At 69.5% G+C, this 20141-nt stretch carries 18 protein-coding genes and 1 tRNA gene; 8 read left to right on the top strand and 11 right to left on the bottom strand.

Going from position 1 to position 20141, the window contains the following annotated elements; all coding sequences use genetic code 11:
* Positions 1-36: 36 nt before the first annotated feature.
* Genes ACWD3C_RS30695 through dnaK form a run of 4 tightly spaced genes read right to left on the bottom strand, consistent with a single transcriptional unit; the run spans position 37 to position 4281 of the window.
* Positions 37-495 carry a heat shock protein transcriptional repressor HspR gene (locus ACWD3C_RS30695; RefSeq protein ID WP_451149423.1) on the bottom strand — a complete coding sequence of 153 codons (459 nt, stop codon included), beginning with the start codon at positions 493-495 and terminating at the stop codon, positions 37-39.
* Between the two features lie 7 nt (positions 496-502).
* Positions 503-1693, bottom strand: coding sequence for a molecular chaperone DnaJ (gene dnaJ / locus ACWD3C_RS30690; RefSeq protein WP_451149422.1), 1191 nt, complete (start codon positions 1691-1693; stop codon positions 503-505).
* A gap of 36 nt (positions 1694-1729) precedes the next feature.
* Positions 1730-2428: a nucleotide exchange factor GrpE gene (grpE, locus tag ACWD3C_RS30685; protein WP_451149421.1), complete on the bottom strand. Its 699-nt coding sequence runs from the start codon at positions 2426-2428 to the stop codon at positions 1730-1732.
* On the bottom strand, positions 2425-4281 hold the full coding sequence (gene dnaK, locus ACWD3C_RS30680; protein WP_451149420.1) for a molecular chaperone DnaK: 1857 nt from the start codon (positions 4279-4281) through the stop codon (positions 2425-2427). Before dnaK ends, grpE begins: the two co-directional genes overlap by 4 nt.
* Before the next feature lie 221 nt (positions 4282-4502).
* On the opposite strand from dnaK, the gene ACWD3C_RS30675 reads away from it, so the two are divergent.
* Both ACWD3C_RS30675 and ACWD3C_RS30670 read left to right on the top strand, forming a co-directional pair.
* Positions 4503-7835, top strand: coding sequence for a hypothetical protein (locus ACWD3C_RS30675; RefSeq protein ID WP_451149419.1), 3333 nt, complete (start codon positions 4503-4505; stop codon positions 7833-7835).
* Between the two features lie 195 nt (positions 7836-8030).
* Positions 8031-10298 (top strand): heterodisulfide reductase-related iron-sulfur binding cluster, encoded by a 2268-nt coding sequence (locus ACWD3C_RS30670; RefSeq protein WP_451149418.1) that lies wholly within the window; start codon positions 8031-8033, stop codon positions 10296-10298.
* 122 nt (positions 10299-10420) lie between these two features.
* On the opposite strand, the gene ACWD3C_RS30665 is transcribed toward ACWD3C_RS30670, so the two are convergent.
* The 3 genes from ACWD3C_RS30665 to ACWD3C_RS30655 all read right to left on the bottom strand — a co-directional run bounded on the left by ACWD3C_RS30665 (position 10421) and on the right by ACWD3C_RS30655 (position 11536).
* Positions 10421-10780 (bottom strand): hypothetical protein, encoded by a 360-nt coding sequence (locus ACWD3C_RS30665; protein WP_451149417.1) that lies wholly within the window; start codon positions 10778-10780, stop codon positions 10421-10423.
* A 130-nt stretch (positions 10781-10910) separates the two neighbouring features.
* Positions 10911-11237 (bottom strand): hypothetical protein, encoded by a 327-nt coding sequence (locus ACWD3C_RS30660; RefSeq protein WP_451149416.1) that lies wholly within the window; start codon positions 11235-11237, stop codon positions 10911-10913.
* Positions 11237-11536, bottom strand: coding sequence for a hypothetical protein (locus tag ACWD3C_RS30655; protein ID WP_451149415.1), 300 nt, complete (start codon positions 11534-11536; stop codon positions 11237-11239). The genes ACWD3C_RS30660 and ACWD3C_RS30655 overlap by 1 nt, the downstream gene beginning before the upstream one ends.
* A 163-nt stretch (positions 11537-11699) precedes the next feature.
* Between ACWD3C_RS30655 and ACWD3C_RS30650 the strand changes: the two genes are divergently transcribed.
* The 5 genes from ACWD3C_RS30650 (at position 11700) to ACWD3C_RS30630 (ending at position 17206) form a co-directional block, all read left to right on the top strand.
* The gene (locus ACWD3C_RS30650; RefSeq protein WP_451149414.1) at positions 11700-12242 is read left to right on the top strand and encodes a GntR family transcriptional regulator; all 543 of its coding nucleotides are present in this window, start codon (positions 11700-11702) and stop codon (positions 12240-12242) included.
* A 7-nt stretch (positions 12243-12249) separates the two neighbouring features.
* Entirely contained in the window at positions 12250-13023 is a 774-nt protein-coding gene (locus ACWD3C_RS30645) for a GntR family transcriptional regulator (RefSeq protein WP_451149413.1), read from the top strand.
* Positions 13024-13237: 214 nt separating this feature from the next.
* A complete protein-coding gene (locus tag ACWD3C_RS30640) occupies positions 13238-14713 on the top strand; it encodes an FG-GAP repeat protein (RefSeq protein ID WP_451149412.1) in 1476 nt (491 codons plus the stop codon).
* Between the two features lie 1002 nt (positions 14714-15715).
* Positions 15716-16111, top strand: a complete 396-nt coding sequence (locus ACWD3C_RS30635; protein ID WP_451149472.1) for a nuclear transport factor 2 family protein — start codon at positions 15716-15718, stop codon at positions 16109-16111.
* Positions 16112-16213: 102 nt separating this feature from the next.
* Positions 16214-17206 (top strand): YIP1 family protein, encoded by a 993-nt coding sequence (locus ACWD3C_RS30630; protein ID WP_451149411.1) that lies wholly within the window; start codon positions 16214-16216, stop codon positions 17204-17206.
* A gap of 94 nt (positions 17207-17300) precedes the next feature.
* Here the strand turns inward: ACWD3C_RS30630 and ACWD3C_RS30625 are convergent, their stop codons facing one another.
* Together ACWD3C_RS30625 and dcd are read right to left on the bottom strand one after the other, a co-directional pair.
* Positions 17301-17798, bottom strand: coding sequence for a phosphoribosyltransferase (locus tag ACWD3C_RS30625; RefSeq protein WP_451149471.1), 498 nt, complete (start codon positions 17796-17798; stop codon positions 17301-17303).
* A 15-nt stretch (positions 17799-17813) separates the two neighbouring features.
* A complete protein-coding gene (gene dcd / locus ACWD3C_RS30620) occupies positions 17814-18389 on the bottom strand; it encodes a dCTP deaminase (protein WP_451149410.1) in 576 nt (191 codons plus the stop codon).
* Positions 18390-18928: 539 nt separating this feature from the next.
* Between dcd and ACWD3C_RS30615 the strand changes: the two genes are divergently transcribed.
* A tRNA-Gly gene (locus tag ACWD3C_RS30615) sits at positions 18929-19002 on the top strand.
* Between the two features lie 155 nt (positions 19003-19157).
* Here the strand turns inward: ACWD3C_RS30615 and ACWD3C_RS30610 are convergent.
* The gene (locus ACWD3C_RS30610) at positions 19158-19496 is read right to left on the bottom strand and encodes an XRE family transcriptional regulator (RefSeq protein ID WP_451149409.1); all 339 of its coding nucleotides are present in this window, start codon (positions 19494-19496) and stop codon (positions 19158-19160) included.
* Positions 19493-19879: a type II toxin-antitoxin system RelE/ParE family toxin gene (locus tag ACWD3C_RS30605; protein ID WP_451149470.1), complete on the bottom strand. Its 387-nt coding sequence runs from the start codon at positions 19877-19879 to the stop codon at positions 19493-19495. Before ACWD3C_RS30605 ends, ACWD3C_RS30610 begins: the two co-directional genes overlap by 4 nt.
* Positions 19880-20141: the final 262 nt, after the last annotated feature.

The following is a 20141-nucleotide window of genomic DNA, read 5'->3' as shown; positions in this document are numbered from 1 at the left end:
TCGAACCTCCGGACCCCATTCACATGAACATGCGCCTCAGTCCGACGACTGCTGCCTCTTCGGCCGCCACACCACCAGCGCACTCGTCTGCTGAACCTCCTGGTACGGCACCAGGTCGCGGCGATACGACGCGTGCACCGCCGCCTCGCGCTGCTGCATCGCCGCCGCGGCGCCGTCGAGGGCCGACTCCAGCTCGGCCACCCGGCCCTGGAGCGCGGCGACCTGGTTCTCCAGTTCGATGATGCGCTTGATGCCGGCGAGGTTGATGCCCTCGTCCTGGGACAACTGCTGGACGGTGCGGAGCAGTTCGATGTCGCGGGCCGAGTAGCGGCGGCCCCGGCCGGCGGTGCGGTCGGGGGAGACCAGGCCCAGGCGGTCGTACTGGCGCAGCGTCTGCGGATGCAGGCCGGAGAGCTGGGCCGCCACCGAGATGACGTAGACCGGGGTCTCTTCGGTCAGCTCGTAGGGGTTGCGCCGACGTCCGGTTCCATCCATGGCGTCCTCATGCTCCCTTCGCGGCCTTGAACAGCTCCGCTCGCGGATCCTCGCCCGCGGTTGCCTCGCGGTACGCCTCAAGCGCATCGCGAGCCTTCCCCGTTACGTCCCTCGGGACACTCACCTCGACGGTGACCAGCAGATCCCCGCGGGTGCCGTCCTTGCGGACCGCGCCCTTGCCGCGGGCGCGCATCGTGCGGCCGTTGGGCGTGCCCGGCGGCAGCTTGAGGGTCACCGGGGGTCCGCCCAGCGTCGGCACGCGGACGTCGCCGCCCAGCGCGGCCTCCGCGAACGTCACCGGCACGGTCACCGTCAGGTTGTCGCCCCTGCGGCCGAACACCGGGTGGGCGTCGACGTGCACGACGACGTACAGGTCGCCCGCCGGGCCGCCCCGTTCGCCGGGGGCGCCCTTGCCGCGCAGGCGGATGCGCTGGCCGTCGGTGACGCCGGCCGGGATGCGGACCTGCATGGTGCGGGACGACTTGGCCCTGCCGCTGCCCTTGCAGTCGAGGCAGGGGTGCTCGGCGATCAGTCCGCGCCCCTTGCAGTCCGGGCACGGGTCGGTGAGCGAGAAACCGCCACCGGAACCGCGCGCGACCTGCCCGGTGCCCACGCAGGTCGGGCAGACCCTGGGCGTACCGTTCTTGTCGCCGGTACCCGAGCACGCCTTGCAGGGCTGCTGGGAGGACATGCGCAGCGGCACCGTGGCGCCGTCCACCGCCTCCGTGAAGCTCAGCGTGACCTCGGACTCGATGTCCTGGCCGCGCCTCGGCTGCGTACGCGTGCCCGCGCCCGTGCCGCCGCGGTTGAACAGGCCCCCGAAGACGTCACCGATGCCTCCGCCGAAGCCTCCGCTGCCGCCGGCGCCCCCACCGCCCTGAGGGGCACCTCCGAAGAGGTCGCCCAGGTCGAAGTTGAAGGTGCCGCCGCCGGCGCCGGGCCCCGGACGGAAGCCGCCGTTGCCGAAGAGGGCGCGGGCGTCGTCGTACTCCTTGCGCTTCTTGGGGTCGCCGAGGATGTCGTTCGCCTCGGAGATCTCCTTGAAGCGCTCCTCCGCCTTGACGTTGCCCTTGTTGGCGTCCGGGTGGTACTCGCGGGCGAGCTTCCGGTACGCCTTCTTGATCTCGGCCTCGGTGGCGTCCTTGGGGACGCCGAGGACCTTGTAGAAGTCCTTCTCGATGAAGTCCTTGGTGCTCATCCCCGACGTCCCTCCTTTCGCACGGTGTCTGTCACGTCAGCCCTCGTCCGGGCCACCGTTCTCCTTGTCGTCGCCCGCCGTCCCGGCCGCGTCCTGCGCGTCCTGGGAGTCGGCCTTGACGGTCTGCGCCCCCGGCTGGGGCTCGGCCACCGCCACCCGCGCGGGGCGGATGGTGCGCTCGCCGATCCGGTACCCGGGCTGCAGAATCGCCACGCATGTCGTCTCGGTGACGTCGGGCGCGTACGAGTGCATCAGGGCCTCGTGGATCGTCGGGTCGAAGGGCTCGCCCTCCTTGCCGAACTGCTGCAGTCCCATCTTCGCCGCGACGACCTCCAGCGACTCGGCGACGGACTTGAAACCGCCGACGAGTTCGCCGTGTTCCCGCGCGCGGCCGATGTCGTCGAGCACGGGCAGGAGCTCGGTCAGGAGGTTCGCGATGGCGATCTCCTTGACCGCGATCCGGTCGCGCTCGACCCGGCGGCGGTAGTTCTGGTACTCGGCCTGGAGCCGCTGGACGTCCGCCGTGCGCTCGTTGAGCGCCGTACGCACCTGGTCCAGCTGGGCCGTCAGGCCTGCCGTCTGGGCTGCTGCTGCCGTGTCCCCGGCCGGGGCCGCCCCCTCCTGGGGGGCGGCCTGCGGCTCGGCGTCGTCAGGGGTGGCGCCGGAGGGGACATCGGGCTGCTGCGGCTGAGCGGCCTGCGGCTGCTCGTCGAAGCCCGGGGTCTCCTCCGTCACGCGGCACCGTCCTTCCGGTCCTCGTCGACGATCTCGGCGTCGACGACGTCGTCGTCGGCGGCCTTGGCCTGTCCGGCACCGGCGGCACCGCCCTCGGCACCGGCCGCCGCCTGCGCGGCCTGGGCGTCGGCGTACAGGGCCTGGCCGAGCTTCTGCGAAACCGCGGCGACCTTCTCCGTGGCCGTACGGATCTCGGCGGTGTCCTCGCCCTTGAGCGCGGTCTTCAGCTCCTCGACGGAGGCCTCGACCTCGGTCTTGACGTCGCCGGGGACCTTGTCCTCGTTGTCCTTGAGGAACTTCTCGGTCTGGTAGACGAGCTGCTCGCCCTGGTTGCGGGACTCGGCGGCCTCGCGGCGGCGGTGGTCCTCCTCCGCGTACTGCTCGGCCTCCTGGCGCATGCGGTCGACCTCGTCCTTCGGCAGCGAGGAGCCGCCGGTGACGGTCATCTTCTGCTCCTTGCCCGTGCCGAGGTCCTTCGCGGTCACGTGCATGATGCCGTTGGCGTCGATGTCGAAGGAGACCTCGATCTGCGGGACACCGCGCGGGGCGGGCGGCAGGCCGGTCAGCTCGAACATCCCGAGCTTCTTGTTGTACGCCGCGATCTCGCGCTCGCCCTGGTAGACCTGGATCTGCACGGAGGGCTGGTTGTCCTCGGCGGTGGTGAAGATCTCCGAGCGCTTGGTCGGGATCGTCGTGTTCCGCTCGATCAGCTTGGTCATGATGCCGCCCTTGGTCTCGATACCGAGGGACAGCGGGGTGACGTCGAGGAGCAGGACGTCCTTGACCTCACCCTTGAGGACACCGGCCTGGAGCGAGGCGCCGATGGCGACGACCTCGTCCGGGTTCACGCCCTTGTTGGCCTCCTTGCCGCCGGTCAGCTCCTTGACGAGCTCGGCGACGGCGGGCATGCGGGTGGAGCCGCCGACGAGAACGACGTGGTCGATCTCGCTCAGCTGGATGCCGGCGTCCTTGATGACGTTGTGGAACGGCGTCTTGCAGCGCTCCAGGAGGTCGGCCGTCAGCTGCTGGAACTGGGCGCGCGTGAGCTTCTCGTCCAGGTGCAGGGGGCCCTCGGCGGAGGCGGTGATGTAGGGCAGGTTGATCGAGGTCTCGGTGGACGAGGACAGCTCGATCTTGGCCTTCTCGGCGGCTTCGCGGAGCCGCTGGAGCGCCATCTTGTCCTTGGAGAGGTCCACGCCGTGCCCGGCCTGGAACTGCTTCACCAGGTAGTCGACGACACGCTGGTCCCAGTCGTCACCACCGAGGTGGTTGTCACCGTTGGTGGCCTTCACCTCGACGACGCCGTCGCCGATCTCCAGGAGGGACACGTCGAAGGTGCCGCCACCGAGGTCGAAGACGAGGATCGTCTGGTCGTCCTTGTCGAGGCCGTAGGCCAGGGCGGCGGCGGTCGGCTCGTTGACGATGCGCAGGACGTTCAGGCCCGCGATCTCACCGGCCTCCTTGGTCGCCTGACGCTCGGAGTCGTTGAAGTACGCCGGGACGGTGATGACGGCGTCGGCCACCTTCTCGCCGAGGTAGGACTCCGCGTCCCGCTTCAGCTTCTGCAGGATGAACGCGGACATCTGCTGCGGGTTGAAGGGCTTCCCGTCGAGCTCGACCCTCCAGTCGGTGCCCATGTGACGCTTCACGGACCGGATGGTCCGGTCCACGTTGGTCACCGCCTGACGCTTGGCGACCTCGCCGACGAGCACCTCACCGTTCTTGGCGAAGGCGACGACGGACGGCGTGGTCCTGGCGCCCTCGGCGTTGGTGATGACGGTGGGCTCGCCGCCCTCCAGAACGCTGACGACGGAGTTAGTCGTGCCCAGGTCGATGCCGACCGCACGTGCCATGGTTGATTCCTCCAGCTGACTTGAGTGGAACGGACTCAAGTGTGCATGACCGCTGGCGCGGGGTCAACAGAGCTGAGTCCAGGGGACTCAAGTCTTATCTGTTCCTTACGCGCATGGCGGCTCTGACCTGTGATGATACGGAGTGGAGTGCGCGCCTGGGGCCGCGTCCCCGTTCCCCCGCCAGTGGTCGTGGCCTAGGGTCACGGGCCGGGGGGTGACGCGTGGAACTGGTCTGGAACGGGTTGCTGTTGGCCGCGGCAATGTCCGGTGACGAGACCGCACGGTCGCGCTGGGCCGCGCTGGAGACCCTCGTACGACGTCCCCTGCCCCAGGGTGCCACGTGCGCGACGGGCATACCGGAGCTGGAAGCCCTCGCGGCCGTCCCCACGGACGCCGCACGGGCCGGAGCCCTGGCGGTGGCTCTGGCCGAACGCGCCAGGGCGGAACCGGACTTCGCCGACGAGCTGTCGGCCCTCTGGGGAGCGGGCGAGGGCGCGCACTTCAACCTGGCGACAGGCGACGTGCACGGCACGCTCATCCAGGCCAGGAACATCCTCGGGCCGGTGTCGGTCAACGTGACCAAGGCCGACCCCGAGTATCTGCGGGACCCCCGGCAGTGGCCCGTCGCCCGGGAGTGGGACCCGCTCCAGGCCGGCGTGAAACGGGCCCGGCCGGGCGACGACGGCAGCGCGCTCCCTCCCTACGTGGAACGGGACCTCGACACGGAACTGCGGGACCGGCTGGCCGCCGCCGGCCGGGACGGCGGGCTGGTTCTGGTGACGGGCGACTCCACCGCCGGAAAGAGCCGTGCCGCCTTCGAGGCGCTACGGGCCGTACTGCCGGACCATCGGGTCGTGCAGCCCGCGGCCGGCGGCGACCTGGACGCGACGGCCCGGGCGGTGGCACGGGCCGGCATCCCGTGCGTGGTGTGGCTCGACGACCTGGAGCGGTACCTGGGACCGGACGGCCTGACCCCCGGCCTGCTGGACCGGCTGGCCCGTACGGCCACGCCCGTGCTGGCGACCATGCGCCTGCGGCAGTACGAGACGTTCGCGCGGGGTACCACGGGCGACGACGACGCACGGCTTGAGACGGCCGCTCTCGGCATGCGGATCCTGAACGCCGCCGAGCGGGTGGACATCAGCCGGGTGTGGAGCGACCAGGAGCTGGCCCGCGCCGAGGACCACGACGACAGCCGCCTCGTGGACGCGGTCGCGCACCACGGTCCGTACGGCGTCGCCGAGTACCTCGCCGCGGGCCCCGCCCTGCTGGACGCGTGGCAGCGCGCATGGCTCCCCGGAGGGAACCCGCGCGGCGCCGCCCTCGTAGCGGCCGCCGTCGACCTGGCCCGCACCGGGCTCCCCGCTCCCTACCCGCGCGAGCTTCTGGCCGAGCTGCACGAGGGCTGCCTCACCGAGGCCGGCGGCAGACGACTGCGCCCCGAAGGGCTGGACGAGGCATTCGCCTGGGCCACTGAACTTCGCTACGGGGTCACGAGCCTGCTGCTTCCGGCAGAGGAGGGCGACGGCTGGGCCGTGTTCGACTATCTGGTCGACCACACGGACGGGCCCGTGCCCATGGAGGTGTGGGACACCGCGCTCATGCGGGTGACCGAGCCCGCGGAGCGCTTCGCCGTGGGGTACGCCGCATGGTCCGCCGACCTCCCGCATGTGGTGGAAGCCGCCTGGCGGCCCATGGCGGACCTCATACCGGAGGTCGCCCGATGGCTCGGAGCGGTACTCGATCACGAAGGACAGGAGGACAGGGCCGAGGAGATGTTCCGCTCCGCGCTGCACGGCTCCGCACTGCACGCCGGGTCGGTGGCCGCCGCCACGGACCTCGGGCTGCTGCTGGCCCGCTCGGGCCGGGAGGGCGAAGCCGAGGCGTGGCTGCGGCTGGCCGTCGCCCACGGCGACGACCGCGCCATGTTCCTCCTCGCGGAACTCCTGAGGCAGACGGACCGGCCGGAGGCGGCGGAAGAGCACTACCGGCGGGCGGCGGCCGAGGGCAACGTCCCCGCTCGGGCCGGGCTCGGGATGCTCCTGGCCGACACGGGGCGCGAGGACGAGGCCGAGGAGCACCTGAGGCGGGCGGCCGACGCCGGGAACACGGGCGCCGCGGCGGCGCTCGGGCTGCTCATGGCCAGGGCCGGACGGGTGGACGAGGCCGAGGAGTTCATCGGCTCGGCGGAGCACCCTGGGAGTTTCGCGCTCTGGCAGCTCGCGAGAGGGCTCACGCGGGCGAGGGGGGACGCCGAGTCGGCGGTGGAGGAGCACGAGGAGTACGAGGAGCACTCCGCCGAGGCCGAATGGTTCTACAGCCGTACTGCCGTCACAAGCCGTATCGAAGCCGCGGACGGTCCCGGTGGCGGGGTTTTGCGGGTCCCGGACCCCGTGGCCGAAGGTGACGAGGCCGAGATCGTCCGCCGACGGGCCGCCCGGGGGCACATCGACTCCACCCTTTACCTCGCGGGGCTCCTGTACCGGGAGCGCCGCGGCTTCGACGACGACCTGTATCAACGCATCCGCGATGCCCGCGCGTCGGGTGACCACGAGAGAGCGGCGGCGCTCGCCCGCCCCGCCGCCGACAAGGGAGACGCCGCGGCCAGGTCCATGCTGATCACGGCTCTCATGAAACTGGGCCGCGAGGAAGAGGCCCTGCCCCATGCGAGGGCGGCGGTGGCGGCGGGCGACGAGTCGGAGCTGCCGGAGCTGGCCATGCTACTGAGCCTGACCGGGCGGGAGGAGGAGGCGGAACGCCACGTCCGTCTGCTCGACGGAGAGGTGGCTTACCTTGCCCACGCCATCGGTCACTACTTCAGCGTCCTGCAAGAAGTCGTTCGCCGGCGGGACCGGGGAGAGCTTCTCGAAGCGCCGGACCTCCCCGCCCTGAACTCGCGGGAGTGCCGGGAGCGGGCTGAGGGATACTTCCGGTTCGCGGCGCGGCTCGGCCACACCGAGGCCGCGGCCGAGCTGGCGGAACTGCTCCACCGGTCCGGGCGGAGCGGACAAGCGGCGACGTACTACCGCCAGGCGGCCGACGGCGGCCATCTGGAGGCCGCGTTCCAGACCGCCGTACGGCTGGAGGCCGAGGGTGAGACGGCGACGGCGGAGCGGTACTACCGTCGCGCGGCCGACCGAGGTCACCGGAGCGCCACCCGACGGCTGCGCAAGCTGCTGGCGAAGACGGGGCGGCGCGGTGAGGCCAGGGAAGACCGGCGGCGGGCGGTCGCTGCCCGCAGCCGCAGGGGCCGTCTGGAGGCCGGCCCCGCCCAGAAGACCGCGTGGGCCGTTCTGGTGCTCGTCTCCCTGGGACTGCTCTCATGGGTCCCGTTTCTGTATGTGGCGATACGGCGCGGGGCGCGCGGGGACTGGTGGGCGTTCGGCGGTTATCTGCTGGCTGCGATCACGCTGGTGCCCAGCCTGGCCGTCGCGGCGGGCAATCCCGGGCATCCCCTCCCCGCCTTCCTCATGTCCTTCCTCACCGGCATGAACGTGACCAGCGCGTGCCGCCACCTCATGGGGAACGTCTTCGACGAGCCGGACTCCCCATAGTCGGCATGGTCGACACCCCCACTCAGGCAACCCTCAGCGACCCAGATCACCCCGCCCCTGGCTACAGTGCGGCAGTAGAAGTGGGTAGTCTCAGACGGACTGCATAAGCTACCGCTCAGTAATCACCTCCGAGGCGGGCCTCAGCGAAAGGCCGGTCCCGGGAGAAACCCCCTCGCAGGCCCGAGGAGCCCCGAAATGCAACTCGCCGCGATCATCGTGTCGCTGGTCCTGACCGTGGTCGGCGTGGCGCTGCTCGCACGCGCCATCGGCCAGTTCGTCCGGTACTTCAAGCTCGGCCAGCCCGTGCCCGCCGGCACCCGGACCGACAACCCCTACCGGCGCAGCGTGACGCTGGTGAAGGAGTTCCTCGGCCACACGCGGATGAACCGCTGGGGCATCGTGGGCATCGCGCACTGGTTCGTGGCGGTCGGCTTCCTGACGCTGCCGCCGACCCTCGCGCAGGCGTTCGGCCAGCTCTTCCAGGCCGACTGGGTGCTGCCAGTCATCGGCGGCTTCCTGCCGTTCGAGATGTACATCGAGTTCATCGGCGTGATGACGGTCCTGGGCATCGCCGTACTCATCGTGATCCGCCTGCTGAGCCTGCCCTCCCGGCCCGGCCGCAAGTCCCGTTTCGCGGGCTCAAAGGCCGGTCAGGCGTACTTCGTCGAGTACGTCATCCTCACCATCGGCCTCGCCATCTACGTACTGCGCGGCCTGGAGGGCGCCCTCCACCACGTCGAGCACTACGAGGCCGCGTACTTCGCCTCGTACCCGCTGGTCCTGGCCTTCAAGGGCCTGTCCGTCGGCGTGCTGCAGAACCTGGTCTACTTCACCGCGATGATCAAGGTCGGCACGTCCTTCGTGTGGATGATCGTGGTCTCCCTCAACACCAACATGGGCGTCGCCTGGCACCGCTTCCTCGCCTTCCCGAACATCTGGTTCAAGCGCGAGGCGACCGGCGGAACGGCTCTCGGCGCCCTCCAGCCGATGACGTCCGGCGGCAAGCCGATCGACTTCACCGACCCCGGCGACGACGACGTCTTCGGCGTCTCCCAGGTCGAGCAGTTCTCCTGGAAGGGCCTGCTGGACTTCTCCACCTGCACCGAGTGCGGCCGCTGCCAGTCGCAGTGCCCGGCCTGGAACACGGGCAAGCCGCTGTCGCCGAAGCTGCTGATCATGTCCCTGCGGGACCACGCCCACGCCAAGGCCCCGTACCTGCTGGCCGGCGGCGGCAAGACGATGGAGGGCGAGGAGAAGGCGAGCGAGGAGCAGCTGGCGGGCGTGCCCGCCGCGGCTCTCGCCGAGGCCGAGCGCCCGCTGATCGGCACCCTCGAAGAGAACGGCGTCATCGACCCCGACGTCCTGTGGTCCTGCACCACCTGCGGCGCCTGCGTCGAGCAGTGCCCCGTCGACATCGAGCACGTCGACCACATCGTCGACATGCGCCGCTACCAGGTGATGATCGAGTCCGCGTTCCCGTCCGAGGCGGGCACGATGCTCAAGAACCTGGAGAAGAAGGGCAACCCCTGGGGCCTGGCCAAGAAGCAGCGCCTGGAGTGGACCAAGGAGGTCGACTTCGAGGTCCCGGTCGTCGGCAAGGACATCGAGGACCTGTCCGAGGTCGAGTACCTGTACTGGGTCGGCTGCGCGGGTGCCCTGGAGGACCGGGCGAAGAAGACGACGAAAGCCTTCGCGGAGCTGCTCCACATCGCGGGCGTCAAGTTCGCGATCATGGGCGGCGACGAGAAGTGCACGGGTGACTCGGCGCGGAGGCTCGGCAACGAGCCGTTGTTCCAGGAACTCGGCATGGAGAACGTGGCGGCGCTGAACATGGCGTTCGGGGAGGACGAGGACGAACCCTCGACTCTGAAGCCCAAGTCGGCGAAGAAGATCGTCGCGACCTGCCCCCACTGCCTCAACACCCTCGGCAACGAGTACCCGCAACTCGGCGGCGACTACGAGGTCATCCACCACACCCAGCTGCTCCAGCACCTGGTGGACGAGGGCAAGTTGATCCCGGTGACCCCGGTCGAGGGCATCATCACCTACCACGACCCCTGCTACCTGGGCCGCCACAACAAGATCTACACGCCCCCGCGCGAGATCATCGGCAAGGTGCCGGGCCTGCGCAACGAGGAGATGCACCGCCACAAGGAGCGCGGCTTCTGCTGCGGCGCCGGCGGCGCCCGCATGTGGATGGAGGAGCGCATCGGCAAGCGCATCAACAACGAGCGCGTCGACGAGGCCCTGTCCCTGAACCCCGACATCGTGTCGACCGCCTGCCCGTTCTGCCTGGTCATGCTGACCGACTCGGTCAACGGCAAGAAGAACGAGGGCAAGGCGAAGGAGTCCATCCAGGTCGTGGACGTGGCTCAGCTGCTCCTCGACTCCGTCAGGACCCCGGTCGACCCGGAGGACGCGACCGAGGCCGAGAGCGAGCCGGAGCCCGAGCCGGTGAAGTAAGCGGACAGGAAGCCGAGTTCGTACGTACGGCTGATGATGGCGCCCCCTCCTCCGGTGTGGACCGGGGGCGGGGGCGCCCACACAATCGGCCCCACATGCCCGGTACGCGTCCGATCATCCGATCAAGGGGAGAGCGCGTGAGCGCCCGTCCGGTACCCCTTCTCTCGGTACGCGGCCCACGTCCGGGCGGCGGTGGTGAGGGCGGCACGGTGAGGCAGTGGTCGCGTCCGCTCCCAGTCTTCCCATGCCGCGAAGACGGTGCGCGCGAAGGTGGTAACGGTGGCGGGGTCGGCTTCGCGGTACGCGGGAACCTGCCCGGCGATCGTCTCGGCCTGCTCCGGCACGTGGCCGGCGGAGATGAGCCGCGGGACTGTCAGCGCGGTGTCCGCCCACGCGGGGGCGGGACAGGAAAGGGCCCAGTCAAGCAGCAGTAGTTCACCGACGGGAGTCACCAGCAAGAGATGGCAGTTGGGCGACGCCATGCCCGTCTGCGTGGTGGATGCCGGTTGCGGCGGCGGCGATGCCGACGACGAAGCCGGGGCCCGGTGGGGTGTCGGGGTGCGGTGAGGTCATGACGACTTGTTCGGCGGTGGTTCGGTGGCGGCGAGGGACTCATGGGTGAGGCCACCTCACGTGGTCGCCACGCCGCCCTCGGATCTCGGCGACGCGGAGTGCGTCGTGGAGCGCCTCGGTCAGGCGCTCGGCAAGGAAGCGGAGTTCCCCCTGCGGGGCGTTCGGGAGTAACTCGCGGGCGTGGGCGAGGAGTTGGGCACCCATGTCCAGCTGAACGGATTCGACGGCGTCGGCCAGGCGGGTCACGGGGCCGCCGGAGCTGTCCGCGATCAGGTAGCAGGGCTTGCCCTCGACGCCGGTCCAGGGCAGCAGGCGTACGGCCTGTGACGGCCGCTCCGGCTTCGGTGTTTCGGCCTGCGGCTCCATCAGGCCACCTCCGCCCCGTGGATCCAGTACGAACCGGGCAGGTCCAGTCCCAGCGCGGCCAGGGCCAGTTCGCGGCGCCGCTGCCGTTGTTCGTGCGCGGCCACGTACGGGCGTACGGCCACGGTGGCAGTGCCGTCGAGCGGAGTGTCGAGCCCGTACGGGCTGCGGTGGGCGGGGAGGGGGATGTCGGGCGGCGGGGGCGGAGCGGTGAACGCCGGGCTCGGCAGTGGTGCGGGGCGGCGGTGTCTGCCGCGCGGGGCGGCCAGGAGGGCGGCGATGCGGCGGATGAGGTTGGCCATGTCATCGGTTCCGATCGGGGTCGCTGGTGACCTTCCAACACACAGCGCATTAACGCTATTCGCGAAAAGCAGCAAGGTTTGCCCATGGGGGCGGGAAACACCAAGTCGCTTACTATGTAAACCGGCAAGGTCGGCACAACCGTCGGTCATCCGGGAGGGTCTCATGAGCGCAAACAGGTGGGTCAGCACGTCCATGCCGTACCTGACCCCGCGCGAGCAGGGGCAGGGCGATGCCTGGCCGGCCGATGCCGCAGCCCAGGGCCGTCGCGGCACCCAGCGCATCGTCCATGCCGGAGAGGTGCCCGCACCAGCCGAAGTGGCCCGGCTGCTCGGGATCGCCGAGGAGGAGCCGGTCGTCGTACGGAGGCGGCTGATCCTCCTCGACGACCAGCCCAACGAACTGACCGACACCTACTTCCCCATCGGCATCGCCCGCGGCACCCCCCTGGCGGAGAAGGCCAAGATCCCCGGCGGAGCCGTCACCCTGCTGGCCGGACTCGGGCACGTCGGCGCCCTTGTCCGTGAGGACGTGAGCGCCGGGATGCCCAACGAGGAGGAGCGGCAGGCCTTGCGGACCGCGCACGGCGAGCCGGTGCTGCGGCTGACCAGGATCACCCTGGACCGCGACGACCGCCCCATCCAGGTCGACCGTATGGTGATGCCCGCCCTGCGACAGCAGTTGCGTTACGAGCTCAGGATCGGATGACGAGACCGTGCCCAAGGCCGAACCGGACGCCCCCGACCGCCGCTCCCTGCACGAGCGGATCGCCGCCGACCTGCGCGACGACATCCTCAGCGGTGAACTCCCACCCGGAGTCAGCCTGCCCTCCACCACACAGCTCAAGACCCGCTTCGACGCCTCCAACGCCACCGTGCAGAAGGCCCTGCAACTCCTCAAGGACGAACGCCTGGTGATCGGACGCGCGGGTGCGGCCGTCACGGTCCGCGAGCACCGGCAGCGCACGATGCGCCCCGCCGCGTCCCTGGCACCGGCCGCCACCGGACAGACGTACCTCTGGCTCGGCGAGGCAGCCAAGCACGGCGCGCACGCCCGCATCACGCTCCTCGACGTGACGGAGACCCGCCCACCCGCGGACGTGTCCACCGCCCTCGGACTCCCCGACGGCGGCACGGCCCTGCTCCGCAGCCAGCTCCTGCTGATCGACGACGAACCCGCCGAACTCGTCAAGTCCTACTACCCGTTGGACATCGCGCGCGGCACGCCCCTGATGGACCGCCGGAGGATCAAGGGCGGCACCCCCGCCCTCCTCACCGAACTCGGCCACCCGCCCCGCCTCAGCGTGGACCGGGTCTCCGCCAGAATCCCCACCCAGGAGCAGTTCCAGGCCCTCCGCCTCCCCGGCAGCCTGCCCGTCCTGTACACCCTCCGCACCGTCTACACCGACCACCGACGCCCCGTCGAAGCGACGACGATGGTGAAAGCCGGGCATCTCTACGAGCTGCAGTACGAGTTCACGCCCGAGTAACGGACGACATCGCACGGCCAACGGCCATACGACGGCACCATGCACCCCATCCGCCCCACCAGCCCAGAAATAATCCGAACTCCCGTACAACCCTCCCCCACCCCCAACGGTCTCCTGTAAGCCGCCCGCCTGCCCCGAGGCACGGCCAGGACGGCACCCCATCGACTACGGGCGTCCCCTCAGGGCGCCCCGCGTGCAGCAGGAGACTCCCCGCATGCGCAAGCAGCAGCACCTGCGACTCGCCCTCGCGACGGCCACCACGGTCGCGCTGACGGGCGGTCTGCTGACGTTCTCGGCCGCGACCGCGACGGCGGCCGACAGCGTCCACCATCCCATGGCGGACTTCAACAACGACGGCTACGGCGATGTCGCCTTCTCGGCGGGCAACGCCGCCGTCGGCGGCAAGAAGAACGCAGGGCAGATCGTCGCCCTGTACGGCTCCCCGAACGGCCTGCGCGCCACGAAGCGCACCACGATCAGCCAGAACACCCGGGGCATCCCGGACCAGGCCGAGGCGGGCGACGGCTTCGGCTGGGTCAGCGCGTACGGCGACTTCAACGGCGACGGCTTCGACGACCTGGCCGTCTCGGCCTACCTGGACAGCGTGCGCGGCGACGCCGACGGCGGCCACGTGATGATCATCTGGGGCTCCGCGAACGGTCTGCGCGGCGGTACGACGATCAAGGACCCGGCGCCCTCGTCCCACACCCGCTGGGGCAAGTCCCTGGCCTCCGGGGACTTCGACGGCGACGGCAGGGACGACTTGGCGGTCGGCTCCTCCGGGGCCAAGGTCCACGTCTTCGGGCGCAAGATCACCAAGTCCGGCGCGGTGGGCCACAAGTACACGATCAAGGCGAACATCCGGACCGGCAGCAGGACCGGCGCGCTGGTCCTCACCGCGGGCGACGTGAACGGCGACAGGAAGACCGACCTGATCGTCAACGGCTTCGAGACCGACAGCTCGGCCGGCTGGAACACCAACTTCTACTTCCCGGGCGCGTCCGGCGGTCTCGGCCGGGCGGGCGGGGTGAAGGAGCTGAAGCGCGGCTACATCACCGGCGTCGCCGACATCAACGGCGACGGCTACGGCGACCTCGTCACCGGCCAGCAGTGGGAGCCGACCGCGAACAACAACCCTTCCCGTGCGGTCAAGGGCGGCAAGGTCCACATCGTGTACGGCTCGGCCTCCGGCCCGGGCAGGGCGGTCGCCGTCTCCCAGAACAGCGGCAGCGTGCCCGACAGGTCCGAGGTCGGCGACAACTTCGGCGCCGAGTTGTCGCTCGGCGACATCAACGGCGACGGGTATGCCGACCTCGCGATCGGCGCGCTCGGCGAGGACCTCAACGGGGTGCGGAACGCGGGCGCCGTGACCGTCCTGTACGGCTCAGCCTCCGGCCTCAAGCTGCGCTCGGGCGCCCAGTACTTCACCCAGAACAAGCCCGGCGTCCCCGACTCGAACGAGAAGGACGACAACTTCGGCAGCGAGGTGAAGCTGACCGACGTCACGGGCGACGGCAGGGCGGACCTGACGATCGGCGCGTACGGCGAGAACGCGTTCAACGGCTCGCTGACGTACCTGCGGTCCGGCGGCAAGCGGATCGTCACCTCCGGCGCCCGCCTGTTCGGCGCGAAGAGCCTCGGCATCTCCACGGCCGGGGACCCGGTGCTCGGCGGCAACGCGGCCAACTGACGTACGCCGAGGCCATCCACACACCCAACGGCGCCCCGCACTCCCGGTCCACACCGGAGGTACGGGGCGCCGCTGTTTCGTCGCGGTCGGCGCCCCCGGTGAGGCCTGGGGCAGGAAGAGTACGCGGGCACGGTGACCGTCCTGTACGGCTCGGCCTCCGGCCTGAAGGCGTCCGGCTCCAAGACGTACAGCCAGGACGTGGCAGGCGTCCCCGGTACGGCCGCGGCCTGCGCGGCACGAAGACCGGCCTGACGACGACGGGCGCGAAGCGAATCACGGCACGGGACATCGCCCTGGGCAGCCGCCCCGGCTTCGGCTCGCCGATCGGTCAGTGACGGTCGGCGTGGCGTAGGTGGCGTATGAGGGCGGCGAGTCCAGGGCGGTCGGTTCGAATGACGGTTCCGGGCTCGTCGCTTTCGCGGAGGAGGAGGGCGTCTCTTGCACTCACCCCTCACCCCTCACCCCTCACCCCTCACCCCTCACCGGGAGACCCCTATGCCCGTGCCACCCCCCTGGGAGTGCACCCTCTACGCCCCCAACGACCCCCGAGCCGTCCGCATCTGCCGCCGCGCCCTGCGCGACATCCTGACCACCCACCACCTCCCCACCCTCATCGAACCGGCGGTGCTGGTCGCCTCCGAACTGCTCACCAACGCGATCCGGCACACCGAGGGCCCGGCCGCCCTGAAGGTCCGGCAGTCGGGCCCCTCCTTCCGCTTGGGCGCCTGGGACACGGACCCCACACCCCCGAACACGATCAACCCACCACCCCCACCACCCCCACCACCCCCACCACCGACGAAGCCGGCCGAGGCCTGCGCCTCGTCGACGCGTACGCCGACGACTGGGGCCGGTTCCGCATCAACGGCACGGGCGGCAAGTACGTCTGGTGTGAACTCGGCACCACCCCCAGGTGATCCACTCGCCCACGCGGCACGACAGCCGGACAATGAGACACATCAGCCACCAATCCGCCAGAACACCAGAAGGGCGGCGATTCCCATGGCTGAAAACCCGCACGCGACCCTCGTCCGCAAGGGCTACGACGCCTTCTCCCGCGGGGACATGGACACCCTGCGCGAGCTGATGTCGGGGGACTGCACACACCACGTGCCCGGCAGTCACCCCCTGTCGGGCGACTTCAAGGGCGTGGACTCGATTCTCGGCATGTACCGCCGCCTCTTCGAGGAGACGAACAGCAGCGTCCGTGTCGACCTGCGCCACGTGCTGGTCGACGGCCGAGGCCACGCGGTGTCCGTGCACCGTTTCACGGCCGAGCGCGAGGGCCGGCGCTTCGAGGAGAACGGCGCTCTCGTCTTCCGTATCGTCGGAGACAAGATCACCGACATCGACGAATGCATCGAGGACATCGACAAGAGCAACGACTTCTGGAGCTGACCCCGCGCTCCCTTGAGGAACCCCCGGGGAACCGCCGAGGACCGACCCTTGACGAAGCCCCTGACAAACCCCCTGACGAATCCCCTGACGGTCCCTTAGGGGATGTCACAGGTCAGCCGCAAAGCAGGTCCTGTCACCCCCGCCCCGCCACGCCGATCTCCAGGACCAGGTACGTTCGATGACGTGGCTGGATTCAGGATGGGACGCGGCGGCCGGAACAACGGCGCTCCGCAAGCGCGACCGCAGAACCCCCCGTACGGACAGCAGGCCCCGCAAGGCGGCGGCCCGTCGTACGGCTACCCCCAGGCGCCCCCGCAGCAGCCGTACGGCGGCACGCAACCGCCGTACGGAAGCCAGGGCGGCCACGGCGGGCATGGGCACGGCGACGAGCCGGAGTACTTCGGCGACGGCGCCCCCCACCAGGGCCATCAGGGAGGCGGCCCCGACCCGTACGCGGCGAACAACCCGGGCCACACCCAGGCGTTCTCGATCGACGACCCGTACAACCAGGGCGGCACGTACCACGCGGGCCAGACTCCGCCCGCGCCGGTGGGCCCGCGCCTGCGCTGGAAGGAACTGCTGAAGGGCATCGTCACGAGCCCCAATCAGACCTTCCTCGTCATGCGCGACTACACGATGTGGGGCCCGGCCCTCATCGTGACGTTCCTCTACGGCCTCCTCGCCGTCTTCGGCTTCGACGACACCCGCACGGACGCGATCAACGCCACACTGTCGAACGCGGTCCCGATCGTCCTGACGACGGCGATCGCGATGGTGATCAGCACGTTCATCCTGGGCATGGTCACCCACACCCTGGCCCGCCAGTTCGGCGGCGACGGCGCCTGGCAGCCCACGGTCGGCCTCTCCATGCTGATCATGTGCCTCACGGACGCGCCCCGCCTGGTCGTCGCGATGTTCGCGGGCGGCGACGCCCCGTTCGTCCAGATCCTCGGCTGGGCCACCTGGGTCGGCGCGGGCGCCCTCCTCACCCTCATGGTCTCCAAGTCCCACGACCTGCCGTGGCCGAAGGCGCTGGGCGCGTCGGCGATCCAGCTGATCGCGATCCTGTCGATCATCAAGCTGGGTACGTTCTAGTAAGTACGCGTACGACAAGAGCCCCTGGTGCTGGTGGTGCACCAGGGGCTCTTGCACGATGCCCTCTCCTCAGCAGCGTCTCTCCACGCCCTCTCTAGGCGTCGAGAACCTGCCCGGCCCTCCGCACGACGGGCGCCTCGACGCTCCAGGGGAAGTTGATCCACTCATCCGTCCGCTTCCACACGTACTCGCACTTCACGAGGGAGTGGGACTTCTCATAGACGACGGCCGACCGCACCTCGGCGACGGTGTCGAGACAGAAGTCGTGGACGAGCTTGAGGGTCTTGCCCGTATCGGCGACGTCGTCCGTGATGAGAACGCGCTTGTCGGAAAAGTCGATCACGTTCGGAACAGGCGCGAGCATGACGGGCATGTCAAGGGTGGTCCCCACCCCCGTATAAAACTCCACATTCACAAGGTGGATGTTCTTGCAGTCAAGGGCGTAAGCGAGCCCACCGGCGACAAAGACACCGCCTCGCGCGATGGAGAGGATGATGTCGGGCTCGTACCCGTCATCGGCGATGGTCTGGGCAAGCTCGCGGACGGCGCCACCGAACGCGTCGTACGTGAGGTTCTCACGCACCCGGGACATGCTCACGCTCCGCTCTCACACCTGGGTCCGGTGAAAGTTGAGGAAGGACCGCGAGGCGGTCGGCCCCCGCTGCCCCTGATACCGGGACCCGTACCGCTCACTGCCGTACGGAGACTCGGCCGGCGAGCTGAGCCGGAACATGCACAGCTGCCCGATCTTCATGCCCGGCCAGAGCTTGATCGGAAGAGTGGCGAGGTTGGAGAGCTCAAGGGTCACATGCCCGGAGAACCCGGGGTCGATGAACCCGGCCGTGGAGTGGGTGACAAGCCCGAGCCGCCCGAGCGAACTCTTGCCCTCCAGCCGGGACGCGAGATCGTCGGGCAAGGTGATGACCTCATACGTACTGGCGAGCACGAACTCCCCGGGATGCAGAATGAACGGCTCATCACCCTCGGGCTCGACAAGCCGCGTGAGGTCCGCCTGCTCGACGGAGGGGTCGATGTGGGGGTACCGGTGATTCTCGAACACCCGGAAGAAGCGGTCGAGACGCACGTCGACACTCGACGGCTGCACCATGGATTCGTCGTACGGTTCGATCCGCACCCGACCGGCGTCGATCTCGGCCCGGATGTCCTTGTCTGAGAGAAGCACTCCCCGAGGATACGCAAGACGCGCGGACCGCCCACAACCCGGACGACCGCGCGCCTGCCGCTACCAACTCCTCCGCTTACTCCACGACGGCTACCGCTACCGCTTCTCCATACTGACCGGCACGACATTGCGAAGCCGGGCACACCGCGGACATCGGATGAGCCGCCCGGGGCCGAGCCGCTCGGCCTGCTGCATCGGGAACGAAGCGGTGGTGAACACGTGCCCTTCGGCACAGCGGACGACGGTGCGCTCCATCAAGTCCAAGAGTCCCTTCCCCAAGAGCCGCGTCTGGCTGACGACCTGACGACGAAAGCCACATTACGGGATGAAAGGGACGGCCCTCCAGGCGGCACTCCGACTTCCCCAGAGGCCCACCCAGACCCTCTTCCACCCCTCCACCGTACGCCCCAACTCCCCGCCCCCGCAGCCCCGTCCCACCCCTCAAACGCACCCGGACCCCGACGGCTTCAGCACGTGGGGCCCGGCATGAGGTAAAGTAACGACGCGTCCGGACACCGGCCTCCCGACCGGCGTCTTACGCGGGTGTAGTTTAATGGTAGAACATCAGCTTCCCAAGCTGAGAGCGCGAGTTCGATTCTCGTCACCCGCTCCATGACTAAGGCCCAGGTCAGAGACCTGGGCCTTCAACATTGTCAGATCTTCTCCGCGCTGTTCCCGAGCGCCCGACGGTCGAGGTGGCCGTATGGCGGTAAAGAGGGGATCGCCAAGCGGCTACGGCACCGAGTCTCTCCGACCCGGCAGCTCCCATTAGGCGACGGTGTACTCCGCATCGCCGAAGTCTGCGACCACACGCAACCGGCCACCGAGTGCCTCCACGTACGCTCGGAGCGTCGCGACTTCTGCCCGATCCAGTTCGCCACGCTCGATCGCGGAGACGCGAGGCGCTGAGACTCCCATCGAGGCGGCAACTTGACGCTGAGTCAGCGCCTGCTCGTGCCGCACCTCCGCGAGCTTGTGAGCGCGCACCTCTGCAGTCAGCCTGTCCATGGCTGCCTGCTTCTCCTGAACAGACCGCACGGGCAACCCAGCGGCTTCACGCCGCTCGCGAGCCTTACGCTTGGTCTCCTCCCAGCTGACCGTGCTCATTCATACTCCCTGGTCTCAAGATCGACTAGATGCGCCTGGTAGCGCTCCTCAGCAATCGGGATGTTGACGTTGTACCAGCGTTGCCAGTTTCCGGCTTTGTCGCCGGCCACCAGCAGCACTGCCCGCCGCACCGGATCGAAAACGAAGAGGATCCGGATCTCGCTGCTCCCAGACGATCCCGGCCTCAACTCTTTCAGGTGATGATTCTCAGCACCCTTGATCCGGTCCACCAGTGGACGGCCAAGCGTTGGACCTGTGGCCGCCAGCATGTCGATGGCGTCTTCCACCTGCTCAGCGCTCTCCCAGTCCGCCTCGGCCAGCCTCTCGAACCACGCCGCAACCTCCGCGACGAGGACCACTTCCCATTGAGCCACGATGCCGATGTTAACGCAAGAGTTAATGCTCCATGATGCATGCCAGCGCTCGCCTCGTCCTCGTCCGGGCGCCCATGAAGGCGATGCGGGGAGGGCCGAGCATGGCTGCAACAACAGCCGTAGCAGCCCGTAGCCGCACAACCCGAGCGTTTGCCTGCCGCGGGGCATTCTCGGGCCGTACTGAGGTTGAACTCGCAGTGGCGGGCCGGTAGATCATCCGGCGCCCATGAGTAATCCGGTCTCGGTGAGGCAGCCGTCGATCAGCTCTGCC

Source organism: Streptomyces sp. NPDC002845, assembly GCF_053591955.1.
This window is presented reverse-complemented; position numbering and strand designations above follow the sequence as displayed.

Coding starts and splice junctions, on each gene's coding strand:
- ACWD3C_RS30650 (WP_451149414.1), top strand. CDS start 11,700: ATGAGCGCAAACAGGTGGGTCAGCACGTCCATGCCGTACCTGACCCCG.
- ACWD3C_RS30630 (WP_451149411.1), top strand. CDS start 16,214: ATGTCACAGGTCAGCCGCAAAGCAGGTCCTGTCACCCCCGCCCCGCCA.
- ACWD3C_RS30635 (WP_451149472.1), top strand. CDS start 15,716: ATGGCTGAAAACCCGCACGCGACCCTCGTCCGCAAGGGCTACGACGCC.
- ACWD3C_RS30655 (WP_451149415.1), bottom strand. CDS start 11,536: ATGGCCAACCTCATCCGCCGCATCGCCGCCCTCCTGGCCGCCCCGCGC.
- dnaK (WP_451149420.1), bottom strand. CDS start 4,281: ATGGCACGTGCGGTCGGCATCGACCTGGGCACGACTAACTCCGTCGTC.
- dnaJ (WP_451149422.1), bottom strand. CDS start 1,693: ATGAGCACCAAGGACTTCATCGAGAAGGACTTCTACAAGGTCCTCGGC.
- ACWD3C_RS30695 (WP_451149423.1), bottom strand. CDS start 495: ATGGATGGAACCGGACGTCGGCGCAACCCCTACGAGCTGACCGAAGAG.
- ACWD3C_RS30640 (WP_451149412.1), top strand. CDS start 13,238: ATGCGCAAGCAGCAGCACCTGCGACTCGCCCTCGCGACGGCCACCACG.
- ACWD3C_RS30610 (WP_451149409.1), bottom strand. CDS start 19,496: ATGAGCACGGTCAGCTGGGAGGAGACCAAGCGTAAGGCTCGCGAGCGG.
- ACWD3C_RS30625 (WP_451149471.1), bottom strand. CDS start 17,798: ATGTCCCGGGTGCGTGAGAACCTCACGTACGACGCGTTCGGTGGCGCC.
- ACWD3C_RS30660 (WP_451149416.1), bottom strand. CDS start 11,237: ATGGAGCCGCAGGCCGAAACACCGAAGCCGGAGCGGCCGTCACAGGCC.
- ACWD3C_RS30665 (WP_451149417.1), bottom strand. CDS start 10,780: ATGGCGTCGCCCAACTGCCATCTCTTGCTGGTGACTCCCGTCGGTGAA.
- ACWD3C_RS30670 (WP_451149418.1), top strand. CDS start 8,031: ATGCAACTCGCCGCGATCATCGTGTCGCTGGTCCTGACCGTGGTCGGC.